Genomic DNA, 26,343 nt, shown 5'->3' with positions numbered 1-26,343 from the left:
TGGCCTTGGTGCCGGGCCGCCCCTTTTTTCGATCTTCAGCGTGAAAGTGCCGGCATGACCCGACCCCTGTTCCTGACCAACATCCGCCAGACCGCCACCGCCGTTCTTGCCGTGCTGCTGGGCGTCTTCGTTTTCTACACCTCGTTCAACGGACCGTTTGAATCGCTGGTGCAGCGCGCGCTCTTTGTGATGACCATCGCGGCGCTCGCGGTGCTGATGCACCCGCTGTTCGACGGCAGCCGCTGGCGCCCGCTGGGCATCCTGATCGACGTCGGAATCGTCGCCATGATTACCGTCTCGGGCGTCTATATCATCGGCAATTACCAGACCATCATGACCGATCTGCCCTGGGCCACGAAATGGGACATGGTGATGGGTTTCGGCACCCTGCTCTGTGTGCTCGAACTGGCGCGGCGCACCTCGAACTGGGTGTTTCCGCTGATCGTTCTGGCCGCTGTGGGCTATGCCTTTTTCGGCTACCTGATCCCCGGGCAATTCGGCCACCGCGGTTTTGACGCCGGCTATCTGACCGAAATCATCTTTCTTTCCGACCGCGGCCTCTGGGGCATGCTGGTCAATGTCGCCTCGACCACGCTGGCCGCCTTCGTGCTCTTTGGTGCAATCCTGCTGCACACCGGCGCGGGCGAGACCTTTTTCGACCTCTCGGCGCGGCTTGGCGGCGCGCGCCCAGGCGGCGCGGCCAAGATCGCGACCTTTGCCTCGGGCTTCTTCGGCGCGATCAACGGCTCGACCGTGGCCAATGTCGCCACCACCGGCAATTTCACCATCCCGCTGATGAAACGGCTGAAATACCCGCCCGCCTATGCCGGCGCGGTCGAGGCCATCGCCTCGACCGGCGGCCAACTGGCGCCGCCGATCATGGGCACCGCCGCCTTTGTCATGGCCGAACTGGTGGGCGTGAACTACTGGTCGATCGCGCTCGCGGGCGTGGTGCCGGCCCTGCTCTTCTACCTTGGCATCTATGCCACGGTGCATGTGATCGCCCGGCGCCAGAGCTTTCGCCCGGTGCGCCCCGAAGACCTGCCCGACTGGCGTGGCGCGATGAGCTTTGCGCGGCTGGCACCGATTGCCGCCGCCCTCGCCGGACTGGGCTTTGGCGTGATCAATGGCAATTCGGTCGAACTCACCGCTTGCTACGGCATGATCGCCATGCTGGTGGCGGTGCTGGTGGCGCGGATCGCCAATGGCGAAGACCCGCGGGCGGTGTTCGGCATCATCCTGCGCGCGCTCGAGGCCGGCGGCAAGGGCGTCGTCATCGTCGGCATTCTCCTGGTGGGGGCGCAGGTCTTCGTCGCGATGATCAACCTTACCGGTTTCGGCGTCGCCGTGACCTCGGCGGTGCTGGCCATCGGTCAGGGCCAGATCTGGCTCATTGCCGGGCTGATGGCGGTGGTCTGCCTGATCGCCGGCATGGGGCTGCCGACCTCGGCCGCCTATGTCATGGTCGCGGCGGTCTTTGCCCCGGCGCTGATCCAGCAGGGCATCGATCCGCTGGTGGTGCATATGTTCGTGCTCTACTACGCCGCGCTGTCGGTGATCACCCCGCCGGTCTGTCTCGGTGTCTTTGTCGCCGCCACCATTGCCCAGGCGCCCTGGATGAAGGTCGCGGGCGAAACCTTGCGGCTGGGGGCCACCGCCTATGTGCTGCCGATGCTGTTTCTGGCCTATCCCGGCATGCTCGGCGGCGGCGGGGCCGAGGCCATCGCCCGAGCGGTACTGTCGGGCGCGGTCTTTGCGCTTGGCATGGCCCATCTTCTGGGGGGCGCACGGCTGCCCTGGGGCTCTGTCTCGCGGGTGCTTTGGGCGCTGCCGGTGGGGCTGGCGCTGATGCCGCCCTGGGGCGCGGCCCTGGCGGCGGCGGCGCTGCTGGCGGCGCTGGTCATGCTTTCGCGCCGCAGCCTCGCGACCGCGCAGGCCGCCGACGCCCAGCCGGCCTGACATCGGGGGTCGAGACGCCCGGATGCTTCCCCGCAGCCGGCCCTCGTCAGGGTCGGCTGCGGGGTCGGTTCGTTCGGGCCGCGCCCCCGAGTTGAAATTTTTTCAGTTGTATCAGAAATTATTGCATGGCGTGCTGGCTGCGCTAGCAAGCCTGCAAAGTCAGCAAGCAATCGGACAGGAGACCGGTCATGACCATCGAATATCTCAAACGCGGCAAGCCGGAGGCCGACCGGGCGGAGGATGATGCCCGGACCCGTGCCGTGGTCGAGGCGACGCTGAAAGACATCGAGACGCGCGGCGATGCCGCCGTGCGCGCGCTGTCCGAGAAGTTCGACGGCTACAGCCCCGCCGCCTTCCGCCTCAGCCAGGACGAGATCGATGCGCTGATCGGCCAGCTCTCGGACCAGGAACTCGCCGATATCCGCTTTGCCCAGGACCAGGTGCGCAACTTTGCCCAGGCCCAGCGCGACACCATGCTCGACCTCGAGGTCGAGACCCTGCCCGGCGTCATCCTCGGCCACCGCAACATCCCGGTGCAATCGGTCGGCTGCTACATCCCCGGCGGCAAGTTCCCGATGGTGGCCTCGGCGCATATGTCCGTCGCCACCGCCGCCGTCGCCGGCGTGCCGCGGATCATCGCCTGCACCCCGCCATTCGAGGGCAAGCCCAACCCCGGGGTGATCGCCGCCATGCACCTGGGCGGCGCGCATGAGATCTATGTCATGGGCGGCATCCAGGCGGTCGGCGCCATGGCGCTCGGCACCGAGACCATCGACCCGGTGCATATGCTGGTCGGCCCCGGCAATGCCTTTGTCGCCGAGGCCAAGCGCCAGCTGTTCGGCCGCGTCGGCATCGACCTCTTTGCCGGCCCGACCGAAACCATGGTCATCGCCGACGAGACCGCCGCCGATGCCGAGCTTTGCGCCACCGACCTGCTGGGCCAGGCCGAACACGGCTATAATTCGCCGGCGGTGCTGGTCACCAATTCGCGCCGGCTGGCCGCGGACACCCTGGCCGAGATCGACCGCATTCTCGCCATCCTGCCGACCGCGGGCACCGCGCGGGTGAGCTGGGAGGAATATGGCGAGGTCATTGTCTGCGACAGCTATGAAGAAATGCTTAAGGTCGCCGACGAGATCGCCAGCGAGCATGTCCAGGTGATGACCGACCGCGACGACTGGTTCCTCGCCAACATGACCTGCTACGGCGCGCTGTTTCTCGGGCCGCGCACCAATGTCGCCAACGGCGACAAGGTGATCGGCACCAACCACACGCTGCCGACCAAGCAGGCGGGCCGCTACACCGGCGGGCTCTGGGTTGGCAAGTTCCTGAAAACCCACAGCTATCAGAAGGTCACCACCGACGAGGCGGCGACGATGATCGGCGAATACGGCTCGCGGCTCTGCATGCTCGAGGGCTTTGTCGGCCATGCCGAGCAATGCAACATCCGGGTCCGCCGCTATGGTGGCGTCAACGTGCCCTACGGCGCGGCCGCGCCGGCCCGCGACGCGGCAGAATGAGCCGGCCGGCCGGACGCGGGGCACATCCCCTCGCGCCCGGCCGGGAATTGGTGAACAATGGATATCAGCTTGACCCGTGAGCAGGAGACCCCCCATGCAGCTTCCCCAGACCCCGACCTTCCAGCTTGACGGCAAGCGCGCGCTGATCACCGGCGCCACCTCCGGGATCGGCCTTGGCGCCGCCACCGCGCTGGCCCGGGCCGGGGCGCATGTGACCTGCGTTGCCCGCCGCCAGGGGCCGCTGGACGCGCTTGGCGCGGCGATGGCGGGTGAAAACCTGGCCTTTGCCCCGCTGGCGCTGGACATCACCGATATCGAAGCCACCCGCGCCGCCCTCGCTGCCGCTCAGGCATTCGACATCGTGGTCAATTCTGCCGGCATGGCGCGCCACGGCCCGGCGCTGGATACCGATCCCGCGGATTTCGATGCGGTGATGTCGGTCAACCTGCGCGCCGCCTATTTCCTCTCGACCGCCGCAGCCGGCCGGATGATCGAAACCGGCCTGCGCGGGTCGATCATCCATGTCAGCAGCCAGATGGGCCATGTCGGCGGCGTCGACCGCGGTGTCTATTGCGCATCGAAACACGCGCTCGAGGGGATGGTGAAATCCATGGCGATCGAATGGGGGCCCAAGGGCGTGCGCATCAACACGCTTTGCCCGACTTTCATCCGCACCCCGCTTGGCGAACAGACCCTGGCAGATCCGGCGCGCCGGGCCTGGATAGAAGACAAGATCAAGCTCGGCCGCGTCGGCGAAATCGAGGATGTCATGGGCGCGGTGGTCTATCTCGCCTCCGAAGCGTCGGCCCTGGTCACAGGCACAGCGCTGATGGTCGATGGCGGCTGGACTGCCGATTGACCATTTGACCGGGCCAGAGCGCGCAGCCGGGACAGCGGTCGCACTCGCGCGCAAAAGGCGCCTGTGGGGGCGGCCGACGACGGGCAGGTTTTGCGCGAATAACCGCATAGGTTGTGCTATACTGCGACCATAACACAGAATTCATTTTTGAACCGCCTGAGCCGCCCCCGCCAAAGTCGGAGAAAGTCATGTCTCACAAATCATCTGTCCGCGACCGTCTTGCCCATCTCGAAGAACTCCGGGGCATCCTGCCCACCCGCGCCCAGCCATCGGAAACGCTCTCGGGCATGGCCGAGGGGCTGCGCGCCAATGACATCGGTCGCGCCGCCAGCGCCGCCCGCACGCAACTCGATTCGCTCGATCTCGATACCGGCCGCAAGGCGGTCGCGCCGGAGCTCTATGAAGACCCGGCCATGCGCGAGCAGATGGCGGGCTTTGCCGGCGCCGGGATGAACTTCTTCCACAGCGATGCCGATTTCTGGAACCTGCCCCTGGCGGAACGCGAGAACCAGGGCGGCAACGGTCTGGTCAATCGCGTCTTCGTGCACAGCCAGCGCCTGCTGCTGGAAACCTCGCGCATTGCCCTGCGCTTCGAGGCAGATGTGCCCGAGGCCGACCGCGCGGCGATTTTTGCCCGCCACAATATCACCCGTCTGAGCAGCGCCGGCCTGCCTCCCGACACCTACCGCGCCGATACCGGCGACGCCCGCGCACTCGATACCTGCCTGATGCTGATGGAGGAGGCCGAGGTCACCTTTGCCGAGCCCGATTTCATCGAACATATCGGCCAGCGGCTCACTCCGAACGACCCGGATCTGACCCGGCAATGGCATCACGCCAATATCCTGTCGCGCAACGCCTGGGATCGGACCCAGGGCGAAGGCATCAGGGTCGCGGTGATCGACAACGGCTTTGACACCACACATCCTGATCTGATTTTCGGCGCAGGGTCGGGGCATTACCGCCCGACCTTCGATTTCGTCGATGCGGATTTCATCCCCGGAACGGCCAATATTCCAGACGGCAACCATGGTACCGCCTGCGCCGGGATGATTGCCGCGATTGCCGACAACAATCTGGGAGGCTGCGGCGTGGCGCCCGGCGCCGATCTGCGGATGATCGCCTGCATGAACGATCAGGTCGGCACCCAGCTTACTCTGGCCCGGGCCATTGCCTATGCCGCCGATCCCTCCAAGGAAGGCGTTCAGGAAGAGGGCGCCGACATCATCGCCTGTTCGCTCGGCCCCAATGGCGCGGTCTGGACGATGAGCGCGGTTCTGAGCGACGCGCTGGATTTTGCCGCCGCCAGCGGCCGCGGCGACAAGGGGTGCGCGATCTTCTGGGCCTGCACCAACGGCAATCATCCCATCGGCTCGGATCAGGTCTGCTCCCATGCCGAGGTGATGGCGGTCGGCCGCGCCACCGCCAATGACACCGACAATGGCTCGGGCTTCGGCCCCAAGCTGGACTTCCTCGCCCCCGGCGTGAAGGTCTGGATCCCGGCCAGCGGCGGTACGTACCATGAAACCACCGGCACCAGCTTTGCCGCGCCCTGTGCCGCCGGTATCGGGGCCCTGGCGCTGTCGCAGAAGCCCGACATGACAGCGCATGAATTGCGCCAGGTGCTGCGCGACACATGCGACAAAGTCGGCCCGCTGCCCTATATTGGAGGGCACAACATCCGCTACGGCCATGGCCGCGCGAATGCCGAGGCCGCGGTGGCCGAGGCGCGGCGGCGTGGCACCGGACTCTGAGCAAAGCCTGTCACATGGACAAATCGTCGGCCCTTCAACGTCTGACCGGAATCAAGAAGGTCGAACGCCTGCGCGCCCTGCCCCCCGGCGCTGACGCCGCCCCTTCGGCCCCCGACATCGCGCAGCGCGAGCTGGGTACGGCCTCGCAGGAAGCGCAGGCCGATCTGCAAACGCTCCAGGCGGCCGGCTGGACCTTCGGGCCGCCGGAAAGCGCCCCGGACGACCGCGCTTTCGAGGTGGTGATGGACACCGACGGGCATCTCAAGCTGGCCGGCCGTGCCCTGACCGTCAAGATCAACCCCGATCTCTCCGCCGAGCGGGTTGCGGAGCTTCTGGCCGAGCTTGGCTTCAAGGTCCGGCGCGAGCTTGGGTTTGCCCCCAACACCTTTCTGATCGAGGCCGAAGGCCAATCCGGGCTCGAGGCCGCCAAGAGCCTCAACGAGCGCCCGGAGGTACTTTACGCCGAGCCCAACCTCGTCGAGGCGATGCAGACCCGGCGCTGAGCCCCTGCCGCAGGCACTACAACGAGGACAGCCCCCGCAGCGCGATCGGATACAACATCCCGATTGCTCTACATTGTTCCGATGGTGTCACCAGCCCGTCATCGGGACCGATAGACCCCGGTTTATGGGCGTTCGCCGTCCACGCAATGAAAGATCAGGGTTTCGAAACGATCCAACCTCGGGACAGTCACGCTGGCGCCGGATTCCGTAGGGTTTAGGGGCAGGTCCAGCCCTGCCTTCAACGCGGAGACCCGCGCCACCGGCCTGCCTGCTTTCAGTTTTAACATTATGTCGTGCATCGGCACCGGGGCATGAAAGGCATGACCGTTCTGGCCCGATTGATTGACCAGCGTGACAACCATCCAGCGCCCGTCCCTTCGGGCCTGGACGTGAACCTCGACCAATGCCGGGGCATCCGTGCTCAGGCAGATCGGTGGGGCGAATGTGGCCAGAACGCGATTCATCAGGATGGCATGCGCATGATTGCCATGGGTTTGGTAATGGCTGCCGACAGCCCAGGGGATCGTGACGCAGCAGCCCGCGCCGTGGCGGTTGACGATTAGACCCGGATCATCGGCTTCCACCTCATGATAGCATTTCTCAGGCGGCCCGTGCATATGCGGTGGCAGGTGGCTCAATATCGCCTCGGCGCCCGCTTTCAATTCACAGTCCATGTATTCGCCATAGAGAAAGACCACATCGAGTGCGTCCTGCCAATCCAGCCGCGCCTTGTCTTGATCGCGCAAGGAGAAGTAGGCGCTGTTGGCGCGGGGTCGGATGTCGCGCACCGCGTTAATTCCGCTGGCGACAAGGCCACAGCCCCCCGTGGCCCGGCCATTTTGGTCAAGCGTCGCGGTCTGGCCCGTGGTGATCAGCACGCCACCGGATGCGACATAGGCATCCAGCGCCGCCGCGATGTCCGGTCGCAGGCAACGCGCCTCGCCAACGATCACCGTCTTGTAGCGCGACAGGATTTCCAAGGTCGGGGCGATTTCCAGCGCGTCCTCTGGCCAGACGTCATATAGGATGTGATTTTCCGACAAGATGCGCAAAATTCCGTAGTATTCGTCTTTGGCGCCGTAGATGAAATTTGCCTCGGGCTTGATCAGGCAGACCTCGGCCAGAGGTTCTACATCCTGATACCAATGGGCATTCTGCGCGTGATAGTGGAACAGGTCGCGCACCCCGTCGTAGCTGACCCGGTCCTTCTGATTGCCCAGCGTGCCGATTACAAAGAAATCGAGCGGAGCGGCGCAGGCGATATTCTGAACAAGCCGCAACCTGGACAATTCCGGCGCGACACCGGAATAGCGAAACCGGCGCGACACGAAATGCACCGCAGCATTGGCCACTGCCTTGTCAGGGTAGGCGGGCATGACACTTTTCACATTATCGGCGGATTCGTATTCCCATTCGAGGTTGCGCTCAAAGGTCGTCGCGGCTTCCTTGCGCCAGATATCGACCCCGCGGCTGGTGTAGGTACAGATCGCGATATTCGGGTCCAGCGCTTTGACGTGCCGGTTGATCTGGTCATATTGCTCGTTCGTGCGCTCCAGCGAAAACCGTTCCAGCGCCAGAAACGCCGGGTTGGCCGTGTCGGCCGTCGGGGGCAAGTCCATGCCCGTGCGCGCATGAAAACTTGTCTGGCAGGCGTCGCATTGGCAGATGCCCAGATAGTTGCGGTCGTAATCGTCGCGTTGATACCCCGTCATGTTGAAGAACACGGCATCAAGGCGATAGCGTGCGATCGTCTCTGACAGGATTTTCAGGCAATATTCCTGCTGATAGCCACCGCTGACGCAGGTCTGTACCTGACCGTTGTAGTTGTTGTGTTTTCCCGCCTCGCTGACATAAAGCCATTCCGGCCGCCGCGCGGCCAGGCTTTCGTGCACCTTGGAAAAGTCGAACCGCGCCATGAATCGGATGCCGGCCTCGTGACACCGATCGATCACTTCGCCCAGAATGTCGCCCCGCCCGATAGGCAGATGCGGGTTGGGGTAATGATACTCCAGTTCCGTCGGGTAATTGGCGACAATGCCGCCGACGTTGAACAGAACGACATTGGCAGAGAAATCCACCAGTTCGGCGACAAAGCCCGCCGGATCCAGGTCGATGTCGATTTCGCGCAGGTTGGTCTGAACCAGCCGGATCGGTTCTGTCAGCCACCATGACATGGCGTGTTCCTTTCTCGGATCAGTGCGGTCATTTCGCGGGGGGCAGTTCGACGACCAACGCGTCCTGCGCGGGCACACGGTATAGCCCTTGGGAAAACTGGCTGTCTGCGCCGCCCCAGGCTTGTTCCGGCTGTGCGCCGCCAACATCGGCAATCAGGCTGGACACGCGCCCCTCTTGCGCCACGCGTTCGGGATTGACGAGCCAGAGCCAAAAGCGGTCGCCGTCGGCGTGCAGCCGCGCCTGAACGCGGGGATTGCTGTTGCTCACCGCGGGTTCATGCCCGGCCCAGGTCAGCAGGTTGCCAAAGAACGTCCGCAGGCCGTCATTGGGATGGTAGTGATAGCTTGCCGACAGGTGCGAGCCGATCAACATCGTGCGCCCCGCGCCAAAGCGGTTTTCGACAATCGCGGTTTGACCGGTATCGAAATTGGCCAGCGCCGTGCCGCTGGTGGCACGATACGCCTGCCGGAAACCCGCGCAGGTCAGTTCGTCCCCCCGATGGAAAATACTGTTGCGGTCGGCGATGTCGGGCATGAATTCGACGTCCTCCTCTTCAACCCCGAAAAGCGTATCGAGGCCGAGGTTCGGCTGCTTCGTGCCAGCGCGTCCGCCCGGTCCGAAGTATCCCGGACAGGCTTCGCAAATCAGCACTCCGCCAGCCCGGACCCAATTGGTGATCTTCTCGACCTGATCCGGCAAGAGCATGATCGGATAGGGGAAATAGAGGATGTTCCGCCCTTCGATATCGTCGATATGAACCCAGTCGGCTTGGATGTTGTTGTCAAAGAACCCGCGATAGGCCCCCCACATCGCCGCCGAATAGGTGTCGAACTTGCCGTTGTAGTTTAGCAGGAATGCAAATTCCTGAGCTTCCGGTGCCATGATAATGCCGATGTCACCGGTGACCGGCGCGGCCTTCATCAGATCGGCCTGCTTTTGCGCATTGGCCCAGCGTGCGATGCTGGCGGCCATGTCGGATCTGGGCGTGCGCTGCCCGGCCATGTCGTAAGACCCGAAAGCGCCGAACAGCGGACCGTCCAGAAGCGGCCGGAACCGCAGGTTCATCATGCCCCGCGCGCCCCCGGCAAAGGACGACAGTGACCACAGGCGGATATCCTCGGGCGTGGCGACGCGCCCGTCATCCTTGTCGCGGCCCAGAACCTGCGGCTGCATCCACAACGGCCCGCCCTGCCGCTCGGCGTGCCAAAAGGATTTGCCCCGTGCAGCCCCCCGCACCAGATCGGCGGCAAAGAAGTTTTTCCACGGCTCCGTGCCCTTGCGCGCGCTGACCCATGTATAGCCGTAGGTTTCCACCTTGGATGCGGCGCGCCAATCGTCCGAACCGCGTTGGGCCAGCTGCGTGACAGAACCCGCGGTGCCATGCGCGACGATCATCGCATCGGGGTCCGCCGCCCGGATCGCATCGATGCGGAATTGCATTTGCTCGTAGTGATTGTCCTGCTTGAAACGCAGCCAGTCGAGGCATTCGCAATAAGGCATGAACTGCGTCGGCGGCTCGATGTCTTCCCAGTCCGCATAGCTGTAGCGGTGCCACGCCCGGGCCAGATCATCGAGCGTGCCGTATTTCCGCTTCAGCCAGTCGCGGAACGCGGCAACCGTATAGGGGCCGTAATCGGTGTAGGGCGAATAATTGCATTCGTTCCACACGTCATAACCCAGCAGCGCGGGGTGGCCCTTGTACCTCCGGGCCATGGTGGTGAGGAAGTTATGCGCCGCCCCGCGAACCTCTGGCGCGTTCAGCGTCAGGGTGCCGGTGCCGCCGCCGGAATGGCTGAACCCGCCGGTAGCGGACGAAGGGCTCTGGATCGAAGGATGCTCCCGCCCGTCATAGAGCACCTGCCGTGCATCCGCGAATTTTCGCACCGCCCAATCCGGCGTGGTCTGGGACAGTTCGGCAATGATGGTGACGATCCCGTGCTTGGCGGCAAGATCGAGCTGGCGATCATAATCGTCCCAGTCGAACTTGCCCGGCGCACGCTCGATCGCGCTCCACATGAACCAGTGGCGAAAGACGTTCAGCCCGTCTTCTGCGGCTGTCTTGTAATCCCTTTCCCAATCCTGTTGCGGTGGGTTGGACTTGCGAAAATAGACGGCACCAAAAGGCACCTGAGGTAACTTTGCCATTTTTCAGCACCTTATGCCGCTATCTGCCGCGCGGCCACGATCCGATCACCGGATGAAAGCGAAAAGAACTTGGTCTTTTCCAGATCGAAGGCGGCGGTCACAATGTCCCCGCTGGACCATTGGCCGGCATCGCGCATCTTGCACTGGACCGTCCGCTCTCCGAAGGACAGGGTCACCAGATCCTCGGCCCCCGTCGGTTCGATCACCTCGATCCGCAGCGGCAGCGCGAACTCGCCCCGGCGCTTCGGGTCTGAGGCGGTCACCAGCCGCACATCCTCGGGCCGGATGCCCAGCATCACGCCGTCGCCGGGGACGGCGTCGGCCAGTGCGCCCATGGTATCGACGGTTTCAGACAATGGGCCCTCGGTTTGCAGCGTCACCCCCTGCGCGGAAGAGATGACATCGCAGGGAATGAAGTTGATCTCGGGCGAGCCGATGAACGAGGCGACAAACATGTTGGCGGGTTCATCGTAGATCACGCGCGGCACGTCCAACTGCTGGATTTCGCCGTCTTTCATGACGGCGATCCGGGTGGCCAAGGTCATCGCCTCGATCTGATCATGGGTGACATAGATCATCGTCTTGCCAAGCCGTTCATGCAGCTTCTTGATCTCGGTCCGCATCTCGACACGCAGTTTTGCATCAAGGTTCGAGAGCGGCTCATCCAGCAGGAACACCTTGGGGTCGCGCACCAGCGCGCGGCCCATGGCGACGCGCTGGCGTTGGCCGCCCGACAGTTGCGACGGCTTGCGGTCCAGCAGATGCGTGATCTGAAGAAGCGCCGCCACATCCTCGACCGCGCGGGTGCGCTCTGCCTTTGGCACGCGGCGCATTTCCAGCCCGAAGCTGATGTTCTGCCGCACTGTCATTGTCGGATAAAGCGCATAGGTCTGGAACACCATCGCAATGTCACGGTCCCTGGGGTGGCTGCGGGTCACGTCGTCCCCGTCAATCAGCAGGTTGCCCTTTGACACGTCGCTCAGCCCGGCAATCATCGACAGAAGCGTGGATTTGCCACAGCCCGAGGGGCCGACAAGCACCAGCAGTTCGCCATCCTGAACATGAATGTCGAGGCTCTTCAGAACCTTCAGCGCGCCAAAGGATTTTTCGACGGATTTGATGTCAATGGTGGCCATTCTTCAACCTTTCAGAGAGCCGGCGGTCAGGCCGCGGACAAAGTATTTCCCGGCCGCGACATAAACCAGCAACGTTGGCAGAGCGGCGATGATTACAGCGGCGGCCTCCACGCCGTAGTCGCGGATCCCCCCCTTGGGGCCGGTCACCGCATAAAGCGCCGCGGTGATCGGCAGATCGGTTCCGGTGGTGAACGTCGCGCCATAGAGGAATTCATTCCAGATGTGGGTGAACTGCCAGATCACGACGACCACGATGATCGGCGGCGACAGCGGCAGGACAATCCGCCGGAAGATGGCAAAGAACCCGGCCCCGTCGATCCGCGCAGCCGCCACGATTTCATCGGGGATCTGCACGTAATAGTTGCGGAAAAACAGCGTGGTGAAGGCCAGACCATAGAGGTTGTGAATGATCACCAGACCCCAGATATTCGTGGCCCCTAGCCAGCCCAGCATCTGCGCCGTCGGCAGCAGGAACAATTGCGCCGGAAGGAAGATGCCAAAGATCGTTGCGGCGAAAAAGAACTCGGACCCGGGAAACTTGAACTTGGTCAGCGCATATCCGGTGATCGCGCCCAGAATGGTCGAGGTGGCGGTGGCGGGCACGACCATCTTGACCGAATTCCAGAAATACGGCGCCATGCCGCGACAGTCGGTGCCGACGCAGCTGTTGAACATCGCCTCGCGCCAGGCACGGGCCGAGACTTCTTCGGGCCAGGACAGCACGCCATTGCGCAGGATTTCGCCCTGTTCGCGCAGCGACGTGATGACCACGATGGCGAGCGGCAGGATGAAATAGACCCCGAGCAGGACCAGCAGCGCATAAAGCACGAGCCGCCCCATCACTTCGCCAAGGGTGCCATCTGAGACGGCGGCGGTTGCCGCGGATGAATCGCTCATTGCTTGGTCCTCCGGCGGGCGATGACCTGATAGGATTTGTAGATTGCCATCAATGTGAACAGCAGCAGCAGCATGTAGACCGAGGCCACGCTGGCCAGAGCGATTTCACCACGGTTGAACATCATGTCGCGGACAAAGATCGACGGCACATCTGTGGCAATGCCCGGCCCGCCCCCCGTCAGGGCAAGGATGATGTCATAGGTCTTGAGCGCCCATTGCGAGAGGATGAAGAAGACGGCGACGAAAATCGGCGCGATCGATGGCAGGATGACCCGGCGATAGATCGTATGTGTGGGTGCGCCGTCGATCATCGCCGCATTGATGATGTCGCGGTTCACAGTCCGCAGCCCGGCCAGTACCAGCGCCATGACGAACCCGGCATGCTGCCACACCTGGGCGATGATGACCGTATATATCGCCCGGTCCTTGCGGGTGATCCAGTCGAACACGAAGCTTTCGAACCCCATGCCCTGCACCAGCGCCTCGACGCCGGTGCCGGGATTGAGAATCCAGCGCCAGATCGTCCCGGCCACGACAAAGGACACCGCCATCGGATAGAGATAGATGGCGCGAAAGATGTTTTCGCCGCGCACGTTCTGATCAATCGCAATGGCCATGCCGATGCCGATGACTCCGCAGACCAGCATATAGATCGGCCCGAAGGTGAACAGGTTGCCGGCGGCGACCTGCCAGCGCGGATATTTCCAGATTTGCCAGTATCCTTCGAGCCCGACGAAATCGGTTGAGGGAAACAGCGTGCTGTCGGTCATCGACATGAGAACCGTCCATCCCAGAAAGATGAAGGTGCCGATCAGCGTGATGATGAAAGCTGGGGTCAGCGACAGGCCGATGACCAGCCTCTCCGTCACCCGGCTGTCAAGGCGGGGCCTGCGGCGCGGCGCGGCGGCCTGCTCGGACGTTGAAAATGTCATTTTTGTACCTTCGTCACCGCGGCAATGCGCCCGGTGCAGTGCATTATGGAGCCTGCCGACAGATGCGCTGTCGGCAGGCCCCGCATTGTATCAGCGCGTGATCTCGATCGCTGTGCGGATCGCTTCGGCGCCGTCATCGGGCGACATGTCGGTGTTCATGTATTCGCTGACCGCATCCATGATCGCCCCGCGCACATTGCCCGGCACCGCCATGGAATGGCCCATGCTCAGCACCACGTTGCCTGCGTCGCTGGCCGCCACCAGATCTTCTGCCGATTTCTGCTGGCACGTGTGGAAATCCGCAAGGTCGATGTCACTGCGCGGCGGGATCGATCCCTTGACCTTGTTGAACGCGGTCTGGAACGTCTCTGACATGCCGATCCGTGCAAAGCTTTCTTGCCCGGCCAGTTCGTTGGCGTCCTCGGTGTTGAACAGGGCGATGGAATCCGCGTTCAGCAGGAATGCCGGATCACCCTGATTGTTCGGCGTCACCAGACACAGGAAATCGACTCCCACTTCGGCATCCTGTTGGGCCAGGGCGCCAAGTTCCCAATCGCCCATGAACTGAAAACCAGCCTCACCGGCCAGCATCATCGCTGCCGTCTGTTCATAGTCGCGTCCCGGCGAGGCTGAATCGACCCAGCCCATCATGGTGCGCAGTTGCTCCAGCGTCGCCTGCATCTCGGGCGCATTCAGGGCCGTGTCGTCGAGATTGACAAAGGCATCGCGATACCAATCGACCCCCATGCCAAGGCCGACCGCCTCGAACAAGGTGATCTCTTGCCACTTCTGCCCGCCAAGCGCGACGGGGATGATGCCCGCGTCCTGCATCTTCGTGGCGACGGCGTTGAATTCCTCCCAAGTGGTTGGCGGCTCTGCCCCCACGGCATCCAGCGCCTTGACGCTTGTGTACATCCAGTTGTTGCGGTGGACCGTGACCGGAAAGGCGACATAAGCGCCATCGTACTGCATCGCGCCTTGGATCGTCGGGGCCAGCAGATCGTTCCAGCCCTCTGTCTCTGCAATCGCGTTGATGTCACGCAGAAAGCCATGCGAGCCCCATTCCTGGATGTCGGGCCCCTTCAGAACGACGGCGCCCGGTGGATTCCCGGCCAGCGCCCGTGCCCGCAAGGTCGCCATCGCCGATGCGCCCTCGCCCGAGACTGTCGTGTCTTTCCAGGTGCCGCCCTTCTCTTCGAAAAGGCCGCGCATGGTTTGCACGGCTTCCCCCGAAGCCCCGTCCCACCAGTGAAGAAGTTCAATGGACGGCGCGTCCTGTGCCATCGTCGTGGTTGTCGCAACGGCCAAGGCAGCGGCGCCATAGAGACCTAGTCGAATATGTGTTGTCATAATTTCCTCCCATGAAGTCCTGCCCCACCGCCCGCGGGAATCCTCCCTCCACGGCGTCCGGCATGTGCACGATCCCCGCGAATCCGCCAAAAGTCAACAACTCTGTACCGATTTAGACCCAAATCGAGAAATTGGGCTAGCCACTCAGGCGACATCGAGCGCCCAGCCCTGCTTGCGGATGTTCTTTTTTTACTTTAAACACAACACATTATGCAAATTCCAGGAAGCCGTGTCGAATTTTCTGAAAATTGAGTGGGTCACAATCCGCGAAAACTCACAACGCATTCAGCCAATTGACACGGTGATATGTACCAATATATGCAAAGTGGGCCGTACCAATTTCGGGCGGTTGCCAAGGAAATAATCTGGAGGTCGCCCCCGATGGACAGGCCGCATTTCGTGAACCTCGACGCAGCGCCCGGCGACGTCGCAATCCAATGGGCCGCGGGCAAGCTGGCACAGGCCCACGCGGAATCCGGCGCGACAGAGCACGGCCCGCGGATTGTTGTCGGATTGACCACGTCGCCCAAGCCCGGCATCTGGCACGGCTTGGATGACGTCCACCTGCCGGAAGGCGACGACAGCTTCGTCATTGCATGCCACAAGGACGCGCCAGAGCTGCTGGTCTGGGGCACCACGACCCGCGGCGTGGTGTATGGCCTGCTTGAACTTGCCGACCGGCTTGCCCATGGCGCGGCAGTGACGGCGAAAGACTTTGTCACCCCGATGGTCCGCAGCCCAAAGGCCCGACTGCGCAGCGTGTCGCGGTGTTTTTCAAGCGAGATCGAGGACAAGGGCTGGTTTCACGATCGCGAAGGCTGGCGGCGGTATCTCGACATGTTGGCCACCAACCGTTTCAACCGTGTCGCGCTGACCTTTGGGATGCCATACAATTATCCGTATCAAAACGGGTACCTGACGGACGTCTACCTGCATTTCGCCTATCCCTTCCTCGTCGCGCCGGAGGGCCACGATGTCCGCGTCCGCGAGCTGTCAGATGACGAACGCGCGGACAACCTTGAAACGCTGCAATTCATTGGCCGTGAAGCAGAGCGGCGCGGGCTGGAATTTCACCTCGGCCTCTGGACCCACGGTTATGATTTTGATGACACGCCGAGGGCCAATTACACCATCAACGGCATCACACCCGACAACCACGCCGCCTATTGCCGCGACGCGCTGCATGCTCTGCTGGTGGCGGTTCCCCAGATCCGCGGTGTCACGCTTCGGGTGCACATCGAAGGCGGGGTGCCTGAGGCGTCCTATGACTTCTGGTCGGTGGTGTTTCAGGGCATCGCCAGAACCGGTCGGCCGATCGAGGTTGATCTGCATGCCAAGGGCGTGGAACCGAAATTGATCGACACCGCGATCCGCAGCGGATTGCCGGTGAACATTTCGCCCAAGTATCTGGCCGAACATATGGGCCTGCCCTACCATCAAGCGGCGATCCGCCGCGAGGAAAGCCCACCCGCAGGCGACGTGCCGAGCGCGATGAGTTTCAGCGAAGGCAGTCGCCGGTTCCTGCGTTACAGCTATGGCGATCTTCTGTCGCGAGCGCGTGATTATTCGGTGTCGTTCCGCATCTGGCCGGGCACACAGCGCATCCTGCTCTGGGGCGATCCTGACATCGCCGGGGGCTATGGCCAGCTGTCGACAATCGCCGGTGCCACCGGCGTCGAGATTTGCGAACCGCTGTCTTACAAGGGGCGGATGGGTAGCGGCCAGCCCGGCGGGCGTTTCAATTATACCGATGGGGCGCTGATACCGAAATTTGACTGGCAAAAACACGAGATTTTCTATCGCATCTGGGGGCGCCAGTTGCATGACGCGGCGGCGGAAGGGCCGGAACTTCTGCGCCTGCTCGACTCCCGCTGCGGTGACGCCGCTGACGATGTGGCCAAGGCCCTGACCGGGATTGGCGGTGTGCTGAACATCGTGACCCAGGCCTATGGGCCCTCGGCCTGCAATCACTATTACTGGCCCGAGATTTACGACAATCTTTCGCTGATCAACCCTCCCGGCCAATTGCCCTACGGCGATGACTTCGACCAACCGGGCCGGTTCGGCAATGCGCCGACCTTTGACCCGCAACTCTTTGCCAATCCGGCACAATACGCCACTGAGGCGCTGGCAGACCGGCAAAGCCACCGCTACACCCCGCTGGACGTGGCCGGATGGCTTGACGCGCGGGCCGAAACAGGGCTGGCGGCCGCAAAGGCCGCCGAAGCCCGGAATGGTGCAGACCTCCCCGAAACGCGCCGGATTCTGGCGGATGTGCGCATCCTTGCCGGCATTGCCCGGTTCTTTGCTGCCAAGTTTCGCGCCGGTTGTTCGTGGGAAATCTACCTCAAGACCGGCGACCCAGAGCTTTTCAGAGCCGCCAAGCGCCAATATGCGGCGGCCATCGAACATTGGAAATCCGCCGCAGACACCGGCACGAAAATCTACCAGAGAAATCTGTCTTGCGGGCCGTTCACCTGGCTTCAGGGCAATTGGGCCGACCGCGTGCAGGCGATGGTGCGCGACCTTAACGACATCGAAGCTTGGCACGTCGACACCCGCCTGCCGCTGTCTGCGGATGCCGACACGCTTGCGCGGGTCAAGGCCCTGATCGCGCAGGGCGGCAGGATGCAAACCGCAGCGGCGGGCCACGCTCCGCCGTCGGCCTTCGTGCCCGGTGCCCCCGTGAAATTGCGACTGGCCCGGCGTGCAGACTGGTTCGCCGCGCCGGTGTTGCACTATCGCCGACTGAACCAGGCTGAAAGCTGGCTGCAATCCGAGATGACGCCGGACGGGGCCGACTACATGGCCACAATCCCTGGCCTCTACACGGAGTCGGATTTCGAGCTTCAGTATTACTTCTCTGTTGAGACGCCTGCGGGGCCTTGCCTAATGCCGGGCTTGACGGCGGACCTCTCCAATCAGCCCTATTTCGTGCTCTGCGCGGAGAACACACCAAAAGGGGACGACCGATGACCCAGGCGACGATCGCGGCGGTCCATGTGACCGCGTTCCGTTATCCGATCCAGAATTGCGCGACCGAGCGCGCCTCGGGTCACACTTTCGACTGTACCGGGGCCACATCGTCGCGTGCGCGACTGCACGTGACAGTACGCGCCACCGATGGCTCTTGCGGCACCTATGTCGGCGGTACCGACGTGATGCTGCCTCAGGTGGAAAAGGCCGCTCAATTGCTGATCGGAATGCCCTGGCACGCCCGCGAACCTTTCTACGCCACTGCGCGCAGGCTGCTGCAAAAACACGATCGCATGGGCGTCGGGCTGCTCGATTCCGCATTGTGGGATCTTGCCGGAAAGCGGGCCGGCATGTCGGTCGCGGAAATGCTGGGCGGCGCGCGCGCCACGCTGCCGGCCTATGCCTCCACGTGGATGGGCGGCCCCGGCGGCGGGTTGCAGGTGCCACAAGATTACGTCGATTTCGCGCTGGAATGTCGCGAACTGGGTTATCGGGGCTTCAAGATGCACGGCTGGGGCGTCGATGACGTGGACCGCGAGATCGCAACCGTGCTGGCCCTGGGCAAGGCCATTGGGCATTCGATGGCACTGATGAGCGATCCGATGTGTTCGATCAACGGGTTTGGCGACACGCTGCGGCTGGCCAAGGCGTGCGACGCGGCAGGCTTTTACTGGCTGGAGGACCCGATGAGCGACGGCGGGCAGGCGGCGACGGCCTATCGCGCCATACGCGAAAAGTGTGCGACCCCACTGATGATCGGGGAATGCGTGCGAGGGCTGGAGGCGAACGCTTCGGTTGTGCTGGCGGGCGCCAGCGATTTTGTCCGCGCCGATCCCGATTTCGACATGGGGATCACGGGTACCATGAAACTGGCCCATTTCGCCGAAGCCATCGGACTGGATGTCGAGCTACATGCGCCCGGCCCGGCGCAACGGGCCTGCATGGCTGCACTGCGCAATTCCAAGTTCTACGAAGTGTCGATGGTTGGCCCGGGCCGAGGGCTGTTCGCGGGCGGTTATTATGCCTGTGGCTACAGCGATGCGCTGGATGACGTGTCGGCGGACGGCACCGTGCCTGTGCCCGTCGAAGCCGGGCTTGGCGTTCAGTACGACATGGATTTCATACGCGGATATGCCTTTGCCGACCTGAAGGTCGCAGCCTAGGCCGGCGTGACCGACATGCGGGCGGGCCTCCGCACCTTGCAAAAGGCCCCAAATTGCTGAAGCTTTCAGGATCAATGTGCAAATGAGCGTCCAGACCATGCAGGAAACGAAAAATCCGGGTCGGCCGACGGCCGATCCCGACCCCAACGCGACCGACGTGCAGGGGCTCGGCGAAGGTCCGACCGACCGAATCTACAACGCGATGCTGGAAGCGATTTCTCATCTCAGTCCCGGCACGAAACTGCCCAGCGAACGCGAGATGATGGAGCGCAACAACATCACCCGGCAAACAGCTCGGGTGGTGCTTAACCGGCTGATGCGGGAGGGCGTTGTCGAGCGCAAGATCGGCAGTGGCACATTTGTCAGCGAACGCTATCACACAGCCCAAGACGACACGGATCGCGACGATGTCGACGCCGGCCTGAGCGATGTGCTCGAGGCGCGGCGCGGGCTTGACCCGCTGGTGGTGGAGCTGGCAACGGAACGGGCATCGCCGCGCGACATCGACAGGTGCGAGACCATCCTCAACCAGTTGACCGCGTCCCACGATCTGGGTGAGATCAAGCGCCTTTGTTACGACTTCCAGCTGGCGCTGGCGGCGGCCACCCGAAACCCCATCCTTCTGGCCAATTACAAGGTTCTCTATACCTCGCGAAAGAACCTCGGCTGGGACCGGCTGAAGTGGCAGCACAAGAACGGCAATTCGCGGCAGGAACTTATCAAGCGGCAGACCGACATCTTTCAGGCCATCAAGCAACGTGACCGCTTTCGGGCGGTATCGCTGGTATTGCGCGATCTCGATCGGTTGCAGACCCTGACCATGGGACCGCGCGTCCTGCGCTATCCGAAAGAGGACGACGACGGGACGGAAATGCTTTGACCGTCGCCGGGCCGCGCAGGGTGGTCAGCGACCTGCCCCTGTCCCGGGCTCAGCAGGACAGGATCATTGCCGCATTCGGCGGTTGCGACCTGTGCATTCTGGGGGGCAGTGCCGATCTGCCGCGCGCGCTGGATCAGGCCGACATCGCCTTTCTCAGCCCGCAAGTGAAGGTCGAGACCCTGATTGCCCGGCCGCATCTGGCATGGGTCCACATCGACATCAGCGGAATGGAACGGTTTTCTCATCCGAAGATTTTGAATGGCAGCACTGTGGTAACCGGTTCCGCGGGCCGGTCGGCGCCGGTCCTTGCGGAACATGTCCTGATGTTCATGCTGGCACATGTCTATCGGCTGCACAGGCTGATGACCGCCCAGAACAACTGCGAATGGGCGACGGAGGGGTTCGCGCATCGGCGTGGTCTTTTCGGGCAAAGCGTCGGCATCATCGGGTTGGGCCAGACCGGGCGTGAGATCGCCCGCATGGCCAAGGCGCTGAACATGCAGGTTCTGGGCTTCAACCGCTCCGCTCTCGAGGTCGCGCATGTCGACACCCTGTTTTGTGACGCAAAGGGCGATGGGCTTGCTCCGCTCCTGGAACAATCCGATTTTGTCGTGCTGTGCCTTGCGCTCACCGATGAGACACAAGACCTGATCGGGGCGCCTGAGCTCGAAAGGATGAAACCCGGCGCCTGTCTGATCAACATCGGCCGGGGCGCGTTGATTCAGGAGGAGGCGTTGATCGAAGCACTGGAAAACGGCCAGCTGGCCGGCGCGGGGCTTGACGTTTTTCGTCAGGAACCCCTGCCTCCGGACAGTCCGCTTTGGCATGCGCGCAACATCCTGATCACACCGCACGTTACGCCGGGAATGCCGGACAAGACCGCCCGGGCGGTGGATATCATCCTCGACAATATTGCCCGGTTCCGACGGGGCCAGCCACTTCGAAATGCGGTTCGTCCGACCAATCGCCTGACCCAAGCGACCATGTGAAAGCGGCGGAGATGTGGGGCACCACGATGCCGCACGACCGCATCAAGCGCCATCAGGAGCTTGACAGAGGGAAGGAAACGTCGCTGCCGCATGTCATTCAATCTCTACATGTTTATGTGCAGAAATACCGATTTTCGTCTGATCCTTCAGGCATATTCTCGCTGAAACGGAAATTTCTTGCGTCTGCGAGCTGAAGGAGACCCGCATTGTCCGCAACATCCCTGAAAGGCGGCCCGTTCAACTGGGCAGACCCGTTCCTGCTGGATGACCAGCTCTCCGAAGAAGACCGCATGATCTCCGACACGGCACATCAGTTTGCCCAGGACAGCCAGCTGCCGCGCGTCGAAAAGGCCTATCTCAACGAACACACCGATCCCGAGATTCTCCGCGAAGTGGGCGCGCTCGGCCTGCTGGGCGTGACCATCCCCGAGGCATACGGCGGGGTCGGCGCGTCCTATGTCTCTTACGGGCTGGTGGTACGCGCCGTCGAGCGGGTGGACAGCGGCTATCGCTCGATGATGTCGGTGCAAAGCTCGCTGGTCATGTTCCCGATCTACGCGTAAGTCTCGGAACAACAGAAACAGAAATACCTGCCCAAGCTTGCCAGTGGCGATACATTGGCTGTTTCGGCCTGACCGAGCCGGACGCCGGCTCCGATCCTTCGGGCATGAAGACCCGCGCGGTCAAGACCGACGGCGGCTATCGCCTGATCGGCTCGAAGATGTGGATTTCCGACAGCCCGATTGCCGATGTCTTCGTGGTCTGGGCCAACTCCGAGGCGCATGACGGCAAGGTGCTCGGCTTCATCTTTGAAAAGGGCATGACGGGGCTGTCGGCACCGAAGATCGGCGGAAAACTGTCCTTGCGTGCCTCGATCACCGGCGAGATCGTGATGGACAATGTCGAGGTCGGCGAAGATGCGCTGCTGCCCGATGCCCAGGGCATGGGCGGGCCCTTCGGCTGCCTGAACCGGGCCCGATTTGGCAGGCGTGATGGGCGCCGCCGAAGACTGTCTCCACCGCACCCGGCAATACGGCCCCGGCGGCAAGCAGTTCGACTGCCCGCTGGCCGCCACGCAGCTCTACCAGAAGAAACTGGCCGACATGCAAACCGCGATCGCGCTGGGGCTTCAGGCCTCGCTGCGCGTTGGGCGGCTGTTCGACGAAGGCCGGTTTGCGCCCGAGATGGTCTCGCTCATCAAGCGCAACAACTGCGGCAAGGCGCCGGATATTGCACGCCACGCCCGCGACATGCACGGCGGCAACGGCATCCAGATCGAATACCACGTGGCAATCACCACTCCTGCCGCGTCAACCATTGCCCGAGAACGGGAAATTGACCGGAAGGGGCCTTCGCATCACGAACTCCCTGAGGCGTATCATTTCCGGATCCTCGCTGTCTGCGATGCGTGCCCAGACCGCGCGAAGGAAGAGCTCACAAGTCAGCTGTGTGAAGTCATGCGCCAGCGCGGCGGGGTCACGCGCAGCGAGAACGGTTTCCCGCGTCTCCCGCCACTGGCTGCAAATCGACAGCACATCCGCATCATCCGTCAGGTTGCCGATCATGGCCAGAAACGCGTCGGCGCCCGCGCCGCCGTGCAGCTTCAGCCCGCGGGTCGTGGTGGCCAGCTCGTGAATGCCATTGGCCCCTTCGTAGATTGAGGTGATCCGCGCGTCGCGCCAGGTCTGCGACACGCGGTATTCGGGCAGGTAGCCATAGCCGCCAAGAATCTGGATGCCGAGGTCTGCCGCGCGGATGCCGGCCTCGGAGCAGAAGACCTTGCAGAGCGGTGTCAGGAAATCGACCAGCGCCGGATTGTCACCGCGCTCAAGCGCGACAAGCGTGAGATGCGCCATGCCGCGCGCGCCCAACGTCAAGGCGCGCTGTTCATCGAGCATCCGGCGCACGTCGGCGTGATCCGACAGCACCGCCTCAGAGCCGTCGGGCCGGCGGCCCTGAACCCGTTGGTCGGCATAGCTTCTGGCGATGTCATGGGCGCGGCTGGCGTGGACCACGCCTTGCAGCGCCACGTCGATGCGGGCGTGGTTCATCACCGTGAACATGGCGGCCAGCCCCGCGCCCTCTTCGCCCACCAATTGCGCCGGGGTGCCGTCAAAGGCCATCTGGCAGGTCGGCGAGGCATGCAGGCCCAACTTTTCCTCAATCCGGGTGATCGAAATCGTGCGACCCGCCTCCTTCTTGCCGGTCAGGAACAGCGACAGTCCCTTGATGCCTTCTTCGCGCGTGCCGGTGCGGGCAAGGACAAGGTGCAGGATGTCGTCCGACATGTCCTGATCGCCACCGGAAATGAAGATCTTCTCGCCGGTGATTGCCCAGCCATTGCCGACCTTTTCAGCCTTGCAGCGCAGGCGCGACAGGTCCGAGCCGGCGCCGGGTTCGGTCAGACACATGGTCGACAGGGCCTCGCCCGCGGCAAGGCGCGGGATCCACGTCTGCTGCTGCGCCTCGGTCCCGAAGCGCAGAAGCGTCGCGACCGCGCCGGGAACAAGGTTGCAGACCATCTGCATGGCGTGGTTGGCGCCGGAGAAGATCTCGGACACGGCGGCGGCGACAAGTTGGTTCTGTGCCATGCCGCCGAAGGTCTCGGGTGCGGTCAGCCCCTGCCAGCCGCCTTCGGCCAGCTCCGCATAGGCCGCCGCGAAGCCGTCGGGCATCTTCACGGCGCCGTTTTCCAATCGGCACCCCTGGGCATCGCCCGGCTCGTCAAGCGGCGCAATGACGCCTTCGGCGAAGGCGGCGAAATGGCCGAGGATTTCACCCGCCAACGCGCCGTCCCAGTCCGCAAGCGCGCCGGCCCCCGCCACGTGGTCGAGCGAAAACAGGATGTCGTCGAGAGGCGCTTCGAACGGTTTCATGTTCAGGGTCCTTATGGGGAGCGGGCAAAAGGGGGCTGTCCGCGCCCCCGATGGGGGACGCGGGCGCGACCTGTGTCGGCGGCGGTTGGGGTCAGCCCATCAGGCCCAGCAGCCGGGCGGCATTGTTCTTTATGATGTCCTCGCGCAGGTGATCCTTGATCGCGATCTGCTCGAAATCGCTGAGCCAGCGCTCTGGCGTAATCATCGGCCAGTCGGACCCGAACAGCACCTTCTTCTTCAGGATCGAGTTGCAGTAGCGCACGAGGATCTCGGGGAAATACTTCGGCGACCAGCCCGAGAGGTCGATGTAGACATTGGGCTTGTGCTGCGCCACGGCCAGCGCCTCTTCCTGCCAGGGGAAGGAGGGGTGCGCCATGACGATCTTCATGTCTGGAAAGTCCACCGACACGTCATCGAGGTACATCGGGTGGGAATATTTCAGCCGCATCCCGTTGCCGCCGGGCATACCCGATCCGACGCCGGTCTGACCGGTGTGGAAGAGCCCGATGCACCCGTGCTCGGCGAGGAGTTCGTAGAACGGATAGGCCATCCGGTCATTGGGATAGAAGCCCTGCATGGTCGGGTGGAACTTGAAGCCCTTGATGCCGTGTTCCTCGATCAGGCGCCGCGCCTCGCGCACCGCCATCTTGCCCTTCCACGGGTCGATCGAGGCAAAGGGGATCAGGATATCGCTGTTGCGCGCAACCTGTTCCAGCACCTCGTCGTTGGAAAACCGGCGATAGCCGGTCTCGCGTTCGGCATCGACCGGAAAGATCACCGCGGCGACGTTCTGTTCGCGAAAATGCGCGGCAGTCTGGTCGATCGTGGGCTGCACGATCTTGGCGTTGAAGTATTGGGCCATCTTCGCCTGAAGATCGTCATAGCCATCGTCGGAATGGCAGCCGCAGGGTTCTTCGGCATGGGTATGGATGTCGATCGCGCGGACCTTCGAGATATCTACCATCTGTCCTGTTCCTTCTCGCTCAAGTCTTTTCCTGCTTGCGGATCCGTGACAGCGCGTCGGTCAACGTGGCGCGGGTTGCATCGTCCATATCGGCGAACAACCGGTTTTCGTGGGCAATGACCGCGGCGTTGGCCTTGCCGAAGAGGCGCCGGCCGGCCAAGGTCGCTGTCAGCGCATAGGCGCGCCGGTCGGTGGGCACTTTGTCGCGCACGATCAGCTCGCGCCGTTCCAGCTCGTCGACGATGACCACCAGGTTGGGGCGTTCGATGCCCATCGCCTGGGCCAGTTGCGCCTGGCTGAGACCGGGGTTGCCGACGATCAGGGCGAGCGCGGTATAGGTCAGCATCCGCAATTCGAACGGTTTCAATGTCAGTGTCAGATCGGCCTGCACGATGTTGAAGGCGCGCTTCATGTGATAGCCGACGTGCGCCCGCAACGTCTCGTCATTGACCTTCTCGGGCGGGGTGATGGATTTCGCAGCTTTTGCCATGGTGATTACCTGAAGACGGGGGCGCGTTTTTCGAGAAAGGCTGTCAGCCCCTCTTCCGCGTCCGGTGTGGTCTGCGACAGGGCGGCGGCCAGCGACTCGGTGAAGAGGCCATCCGTCCGGGACATGTCGTTGATGCGGGCGATGGACTGGACCATCAGATAATTCGACAGCGGCGCATTGCGCGCGATCTTGCCGGCCAGCTCCCGCGCCAGCGCCAGCGCCTCTCCTTCGCCCACGGCATAGTGGGCAAGACCCAGGGCCAAGCCCTCTTCGGCACCATATTTGCGCCCGGTCAGCATCATTTCGGTCATCCGGTCGGCGCCGAGCAGACGTCCGACGCGGGCAGTGGCCCCGCCGCCCACGAAGATGCCGCGGCGCCCCTCGGGCAGCTGGAAGATGGTCGAGGCCTCGGCAATCCGCACATGGGTGGCGGCCGCCAGCTCCATCCCGCCGCCGATCACGGCCCCGAACATGGCAGACACGGTAATCAGTCCGCCCAGCTGGATGCGTTCCATCACCGCGTGCCAGTGGCGCGAATGATAGAGCCCCTGTTCGGCCGAACGGCGCACATGTTCCGACAGATCGAGACCGGAACAATAGTGACCGTCCGTCCCAGTCAGGATCACGACGCGCACGCCCTCGGGCGGTTTCGAATAGAAGGCATCCAGCGCATCGACCAGTTCATCGCACATGGCGTTGCGCTTGTCCGGGCGGCTCATCGTCAGGGTGGCGATGGGCCCTTCGACGGCCACTTTCAAAAAGTCCGACATGGGGT

The 26,343-nt window shown here is 63.2% G+C and carries 19 protein-coding genes and 1 pseudogene; 10 read left to right on the top strand and 10 right to left on the bottom strand.

All coding sequences use genetic code 11. The features are described from left to right. The first annotated feature begins 54 nt into the window (after window positions 1–54). The 5 genes from BMW90_RS16770 to BMW90_RS16750 all read left to right on the top strand — a co-directional run bounded on the left by BMW90_RS16770 (window position 55) and on the right by BMW90_RS16750 (window position 6,595). Window positions 55–1,959, top strand: a complete 1,905-nt coding sequence (locus BMW90_RS16770; protein ID WP_074837569.1) for a TRAP transporter permease — start codon at window positions 55–57, stop codon at window positions 1,957–1,959. 188 nt (window positions 1,960–2,147) lie between these two features. Then, window positions 2,148–3,479, top strand: coding sequence for a histidinol dehydrogenase (hisD, locus tag BMW90_RS16765; protein WP_048534507.1), 1,332 nt, complete (start codon window positions 2,148–2,150; stop codon window positions 3,477–3,479). A gap of 94 nt (window positions 3,480–3,573) precedes the next feature. After that, window positions 3,574–4,338, top strand: a complete 765-nt coding sequence (locus tag BMW90_RS16760; RefSeq protein WP_074837568.1) for an SDR family NAD(P)-dependent oxidoreductase — start codon at window positions 3,574–3,576, stop codon at window positions 4,336–4,338. Window positions 4,339–4,526: 188 nt separating this feature from the next. Continuing rightward, window positions 4,527–6,092: a S8 family peptidase gene (locus tag BMW90_RS16755; protein ID WP_074837567.1), complete on the top strand. Its 1,566-nt coding sequence runs from the start codon at window positions 4,527–4,529 to the stop codon at window positions 6,090–6,092. A gap of 14 nt (window positions 6,093–6,106) precedes the next feature. Further along, on the top strand, window positions 6,107–6,595 hold the full coding sequence (locus BMW90_RS16750) for a S8 family serine peptidase (RefSeq protein ID WP_074837566.1): 489 nt from the start codon (window positions 6,107–6,109) through the stop codon (window positions 6,593–6,595). A gap of 122 nt (window positions 6,596–6,717) precedes the next feature. Here BMW90_RS16750 and BMW90_RS16745 read toward each other — a convergent pair whose 3' ends face one another. From BMW90_RS16745 to BMW90_RS16720, 6 genes are all read right to left on the bottom strand, one after another. After that, window positions 6,718–8,769: an alpha-amylase family protein gene (locus tag BMW90_RS16745; RefSeq protein WP_074837565.1), complete on the bottom strand. Its 2,052-nt coding sequence runs from the start codon at window positions 8,767–8,769 to the stop codon at window positions 6,718–6,720. A gap of 28 nt (window positions 8,770–8,797) precedes the next feature. Then, complete coding sequence (locus BMW90_RS16740) at window positions 8,798–10,915, bottom strand: beta-galactosidase (protein WP_074837564.1); 2,118 nt, start codon at window positions 10,913–10,915, stop codon at window positions 8,798–8,800. A gap of 11 nt (window positions 10,916–10,926) precedes the next feature. Beyond that, a complete protein-coding gene (locus tag BMW90_RS16735; RefSeq protein WP_074837563.1) occupies window positions 10,927–12,051 on the bottom strand; it encodes an ABC transporter ATP-binding protein in 1,125 nt (374 codons plus the stop codon). A gap of 3 nt (window positions 12,052–12,054) precedes the next feature. Beyond that, entirely contained in the window at window positions 12,055–12,948 is an 894-nt protein-coding gene (locus BMW90_RS16730) for a carbohydrate ABC transporter permease (protein ID WP_074837562.1), read from the bottom strand. Continuing rightward, the gene (locus tag BMW90_RS16725; RefSeq protein WP_083416089.1) at window positions 12,945–13,880 is read right to left on the bottom strand and encodes a carbohydrate ABC transporter permease; all 936 of its coding nucleotides are present in this window, start codon (window positions 13,878–13,880) and stop codon (window positions 12,945–12,947) included. The genes BMW90_RS16730 and BMW90_RS16725 overlap by 4 nt, the downstream gene beginning before the upstream one ends. A gap of 90 nt (window positions 13,881–13,970) precedes the next feature. Continuing rightward, complete coding sequence (locus BMW90_RS16720; RefSeq protein WP_074837561.1) at window positions 13,971–15,230, bottom strand: ABC transporter substrate-binding protein; 1,260 nt, start codon at window positions 15,228–15,230, stop codon at window positions 13,971–13,973. A 381-nt stretch (window positions 15,231–15,611) separates the two neighbouring features. On the opposite strand from BMW90_RS16720, the gene BMW90_RS16715 reads away from it, so the two are divergent. From BMW90_RS16715 to BMW90_RS16695, 5 genes and pseudogenes are all read left to right on the top strand, one after another. Beyond that, window positions 15,612–18,206 (top strand): hypothetical protein, encoded by a 2,595-nt coding sequence (locus BMW90_RS16715; protein ID WP_074837560.1) that lies wholly within the window; start codon window positions 15,612–15,614, stop codon window positions 18,204–18,206. Further along, window positions 18,203–19,369 carry an enolase C-terminal domain-like protein gene (locus BMW90_RS16710; RefSeq protein WP_074837559.1) on the top strand — a complete coding sequence of 389 codons (1,167 nt, stop codon included), beginning with the start codon at window positions 18,203–18,205 and terminating at the stop codon, window positions 19,367–19,369. The genes BMW90_RS16715 and BMW90_RS16710 overlap by 4 nt, the downstream gene beginning before the upstream one ends. 82 nt (window positions 19,370–19,451) lie before the next feature. Beyond that, on the top strand, window positions 19,452–20,249 hold the full coding sequence (locus tag BMW90_RS16705) for a FadR/GntR family transcriptional regulator (protein ID WP_048534526.1): 798 nt from the start codon (window positions 19,452–19,454) through the stop codon (window positions 20,247–20,249). Further along, complete coding sequence (locus BMW90_RS16700; RefSeq protein ID WP_074837558.1) at window positions 20,246–21,238, top strand: D-2-hydroxyacid dehydrogenase; 993 nt, start codon at window positions 20,246–20,248, stop codon at window positions 21,236–21,238. The genes BMW90_RS16705 and BMW90_RS16700 overlap by 4 nt, the downstream gene beginning before the upstream one ends. 206 nt (window positions 21,239–21,444) lie before the next feature. Continuing rightward, window positions 21,445–22,527: pseudogene (locus tag BMW90_RS16695) on the top strand (acyl-CoA dehydrogenase family protein); the annotation flags it as partial. 21 nt (window positions 22,528–22,548) lie between these two features. Here the strand turns inward: BMW90_RS16695 and BMW90_RS16690 are convergent. The 4 genes from BMW90_RS16690 to BMW90_RS16675 form a co-directional block, all read right to left on the bottom strand. Continuing rightward, window positions 22,549–24,114 (bottom strand): acyl-CoA dehydrogenase family protein, encoded by a 1,566-nt coding sequence (locus BMW90_RS16690; protein ID WP_074837557.1) that lies wholly within the window; start codon window positions 24,112–24,114, stop codon window positions 22,549–22,551. A gap of 91 nt (window positions 24,115–24,205) precedes the next feature. Continuing rightward, entirely contained in the window at window positions 24,206–25,078 is an 873-nt protein-coding gene (locus tag BMW90_RS16685; RefSeq protein WP_074837556.1) for an amidohydrolase family protein, read from the bottom strand. 19 nt (window positions 25,079–25,097) lie between these two features. Further along, a complete protein-coding gene (locus BMW90_RS16680) occupies window positions 25,098–25,568 on the bottom strand; it encodes a MarR family winged helix-turn-helix transcriptional regulator (protein WP_074837555.1) in 471 nt (156 codons plus the stop codon). A gap of 5 nt (window positions 25,569–25,573) precedes the next feature. Then, entirely contained in the window at window positions 25,574–26,338 is a 765-nt protein-coding gene (locus BMW90_RS16675) for a crotonase/enoyl-CoA hydratase family protein (protein WP_074837554.1), read from the bottom strand. Window positions 26,339–26,343: the final 5 nt, after the last annotated feature.

Origin of the sequence: Marinovum algicola, from assembly GCF_900109145.1 — a bacterium.
Classification (GTDB): Bacteria; Pseudomonadota; Alphaproteobacteria; order Rhodobacterales; family Rhodobacteraceae; genus Marinovum; species Marinovum algicola.
The sequence above is the reverse complement of the archived record's forward strand: the minus strand, read 5'-3'. Positions and strand labels throughout refer to the sequence as shown.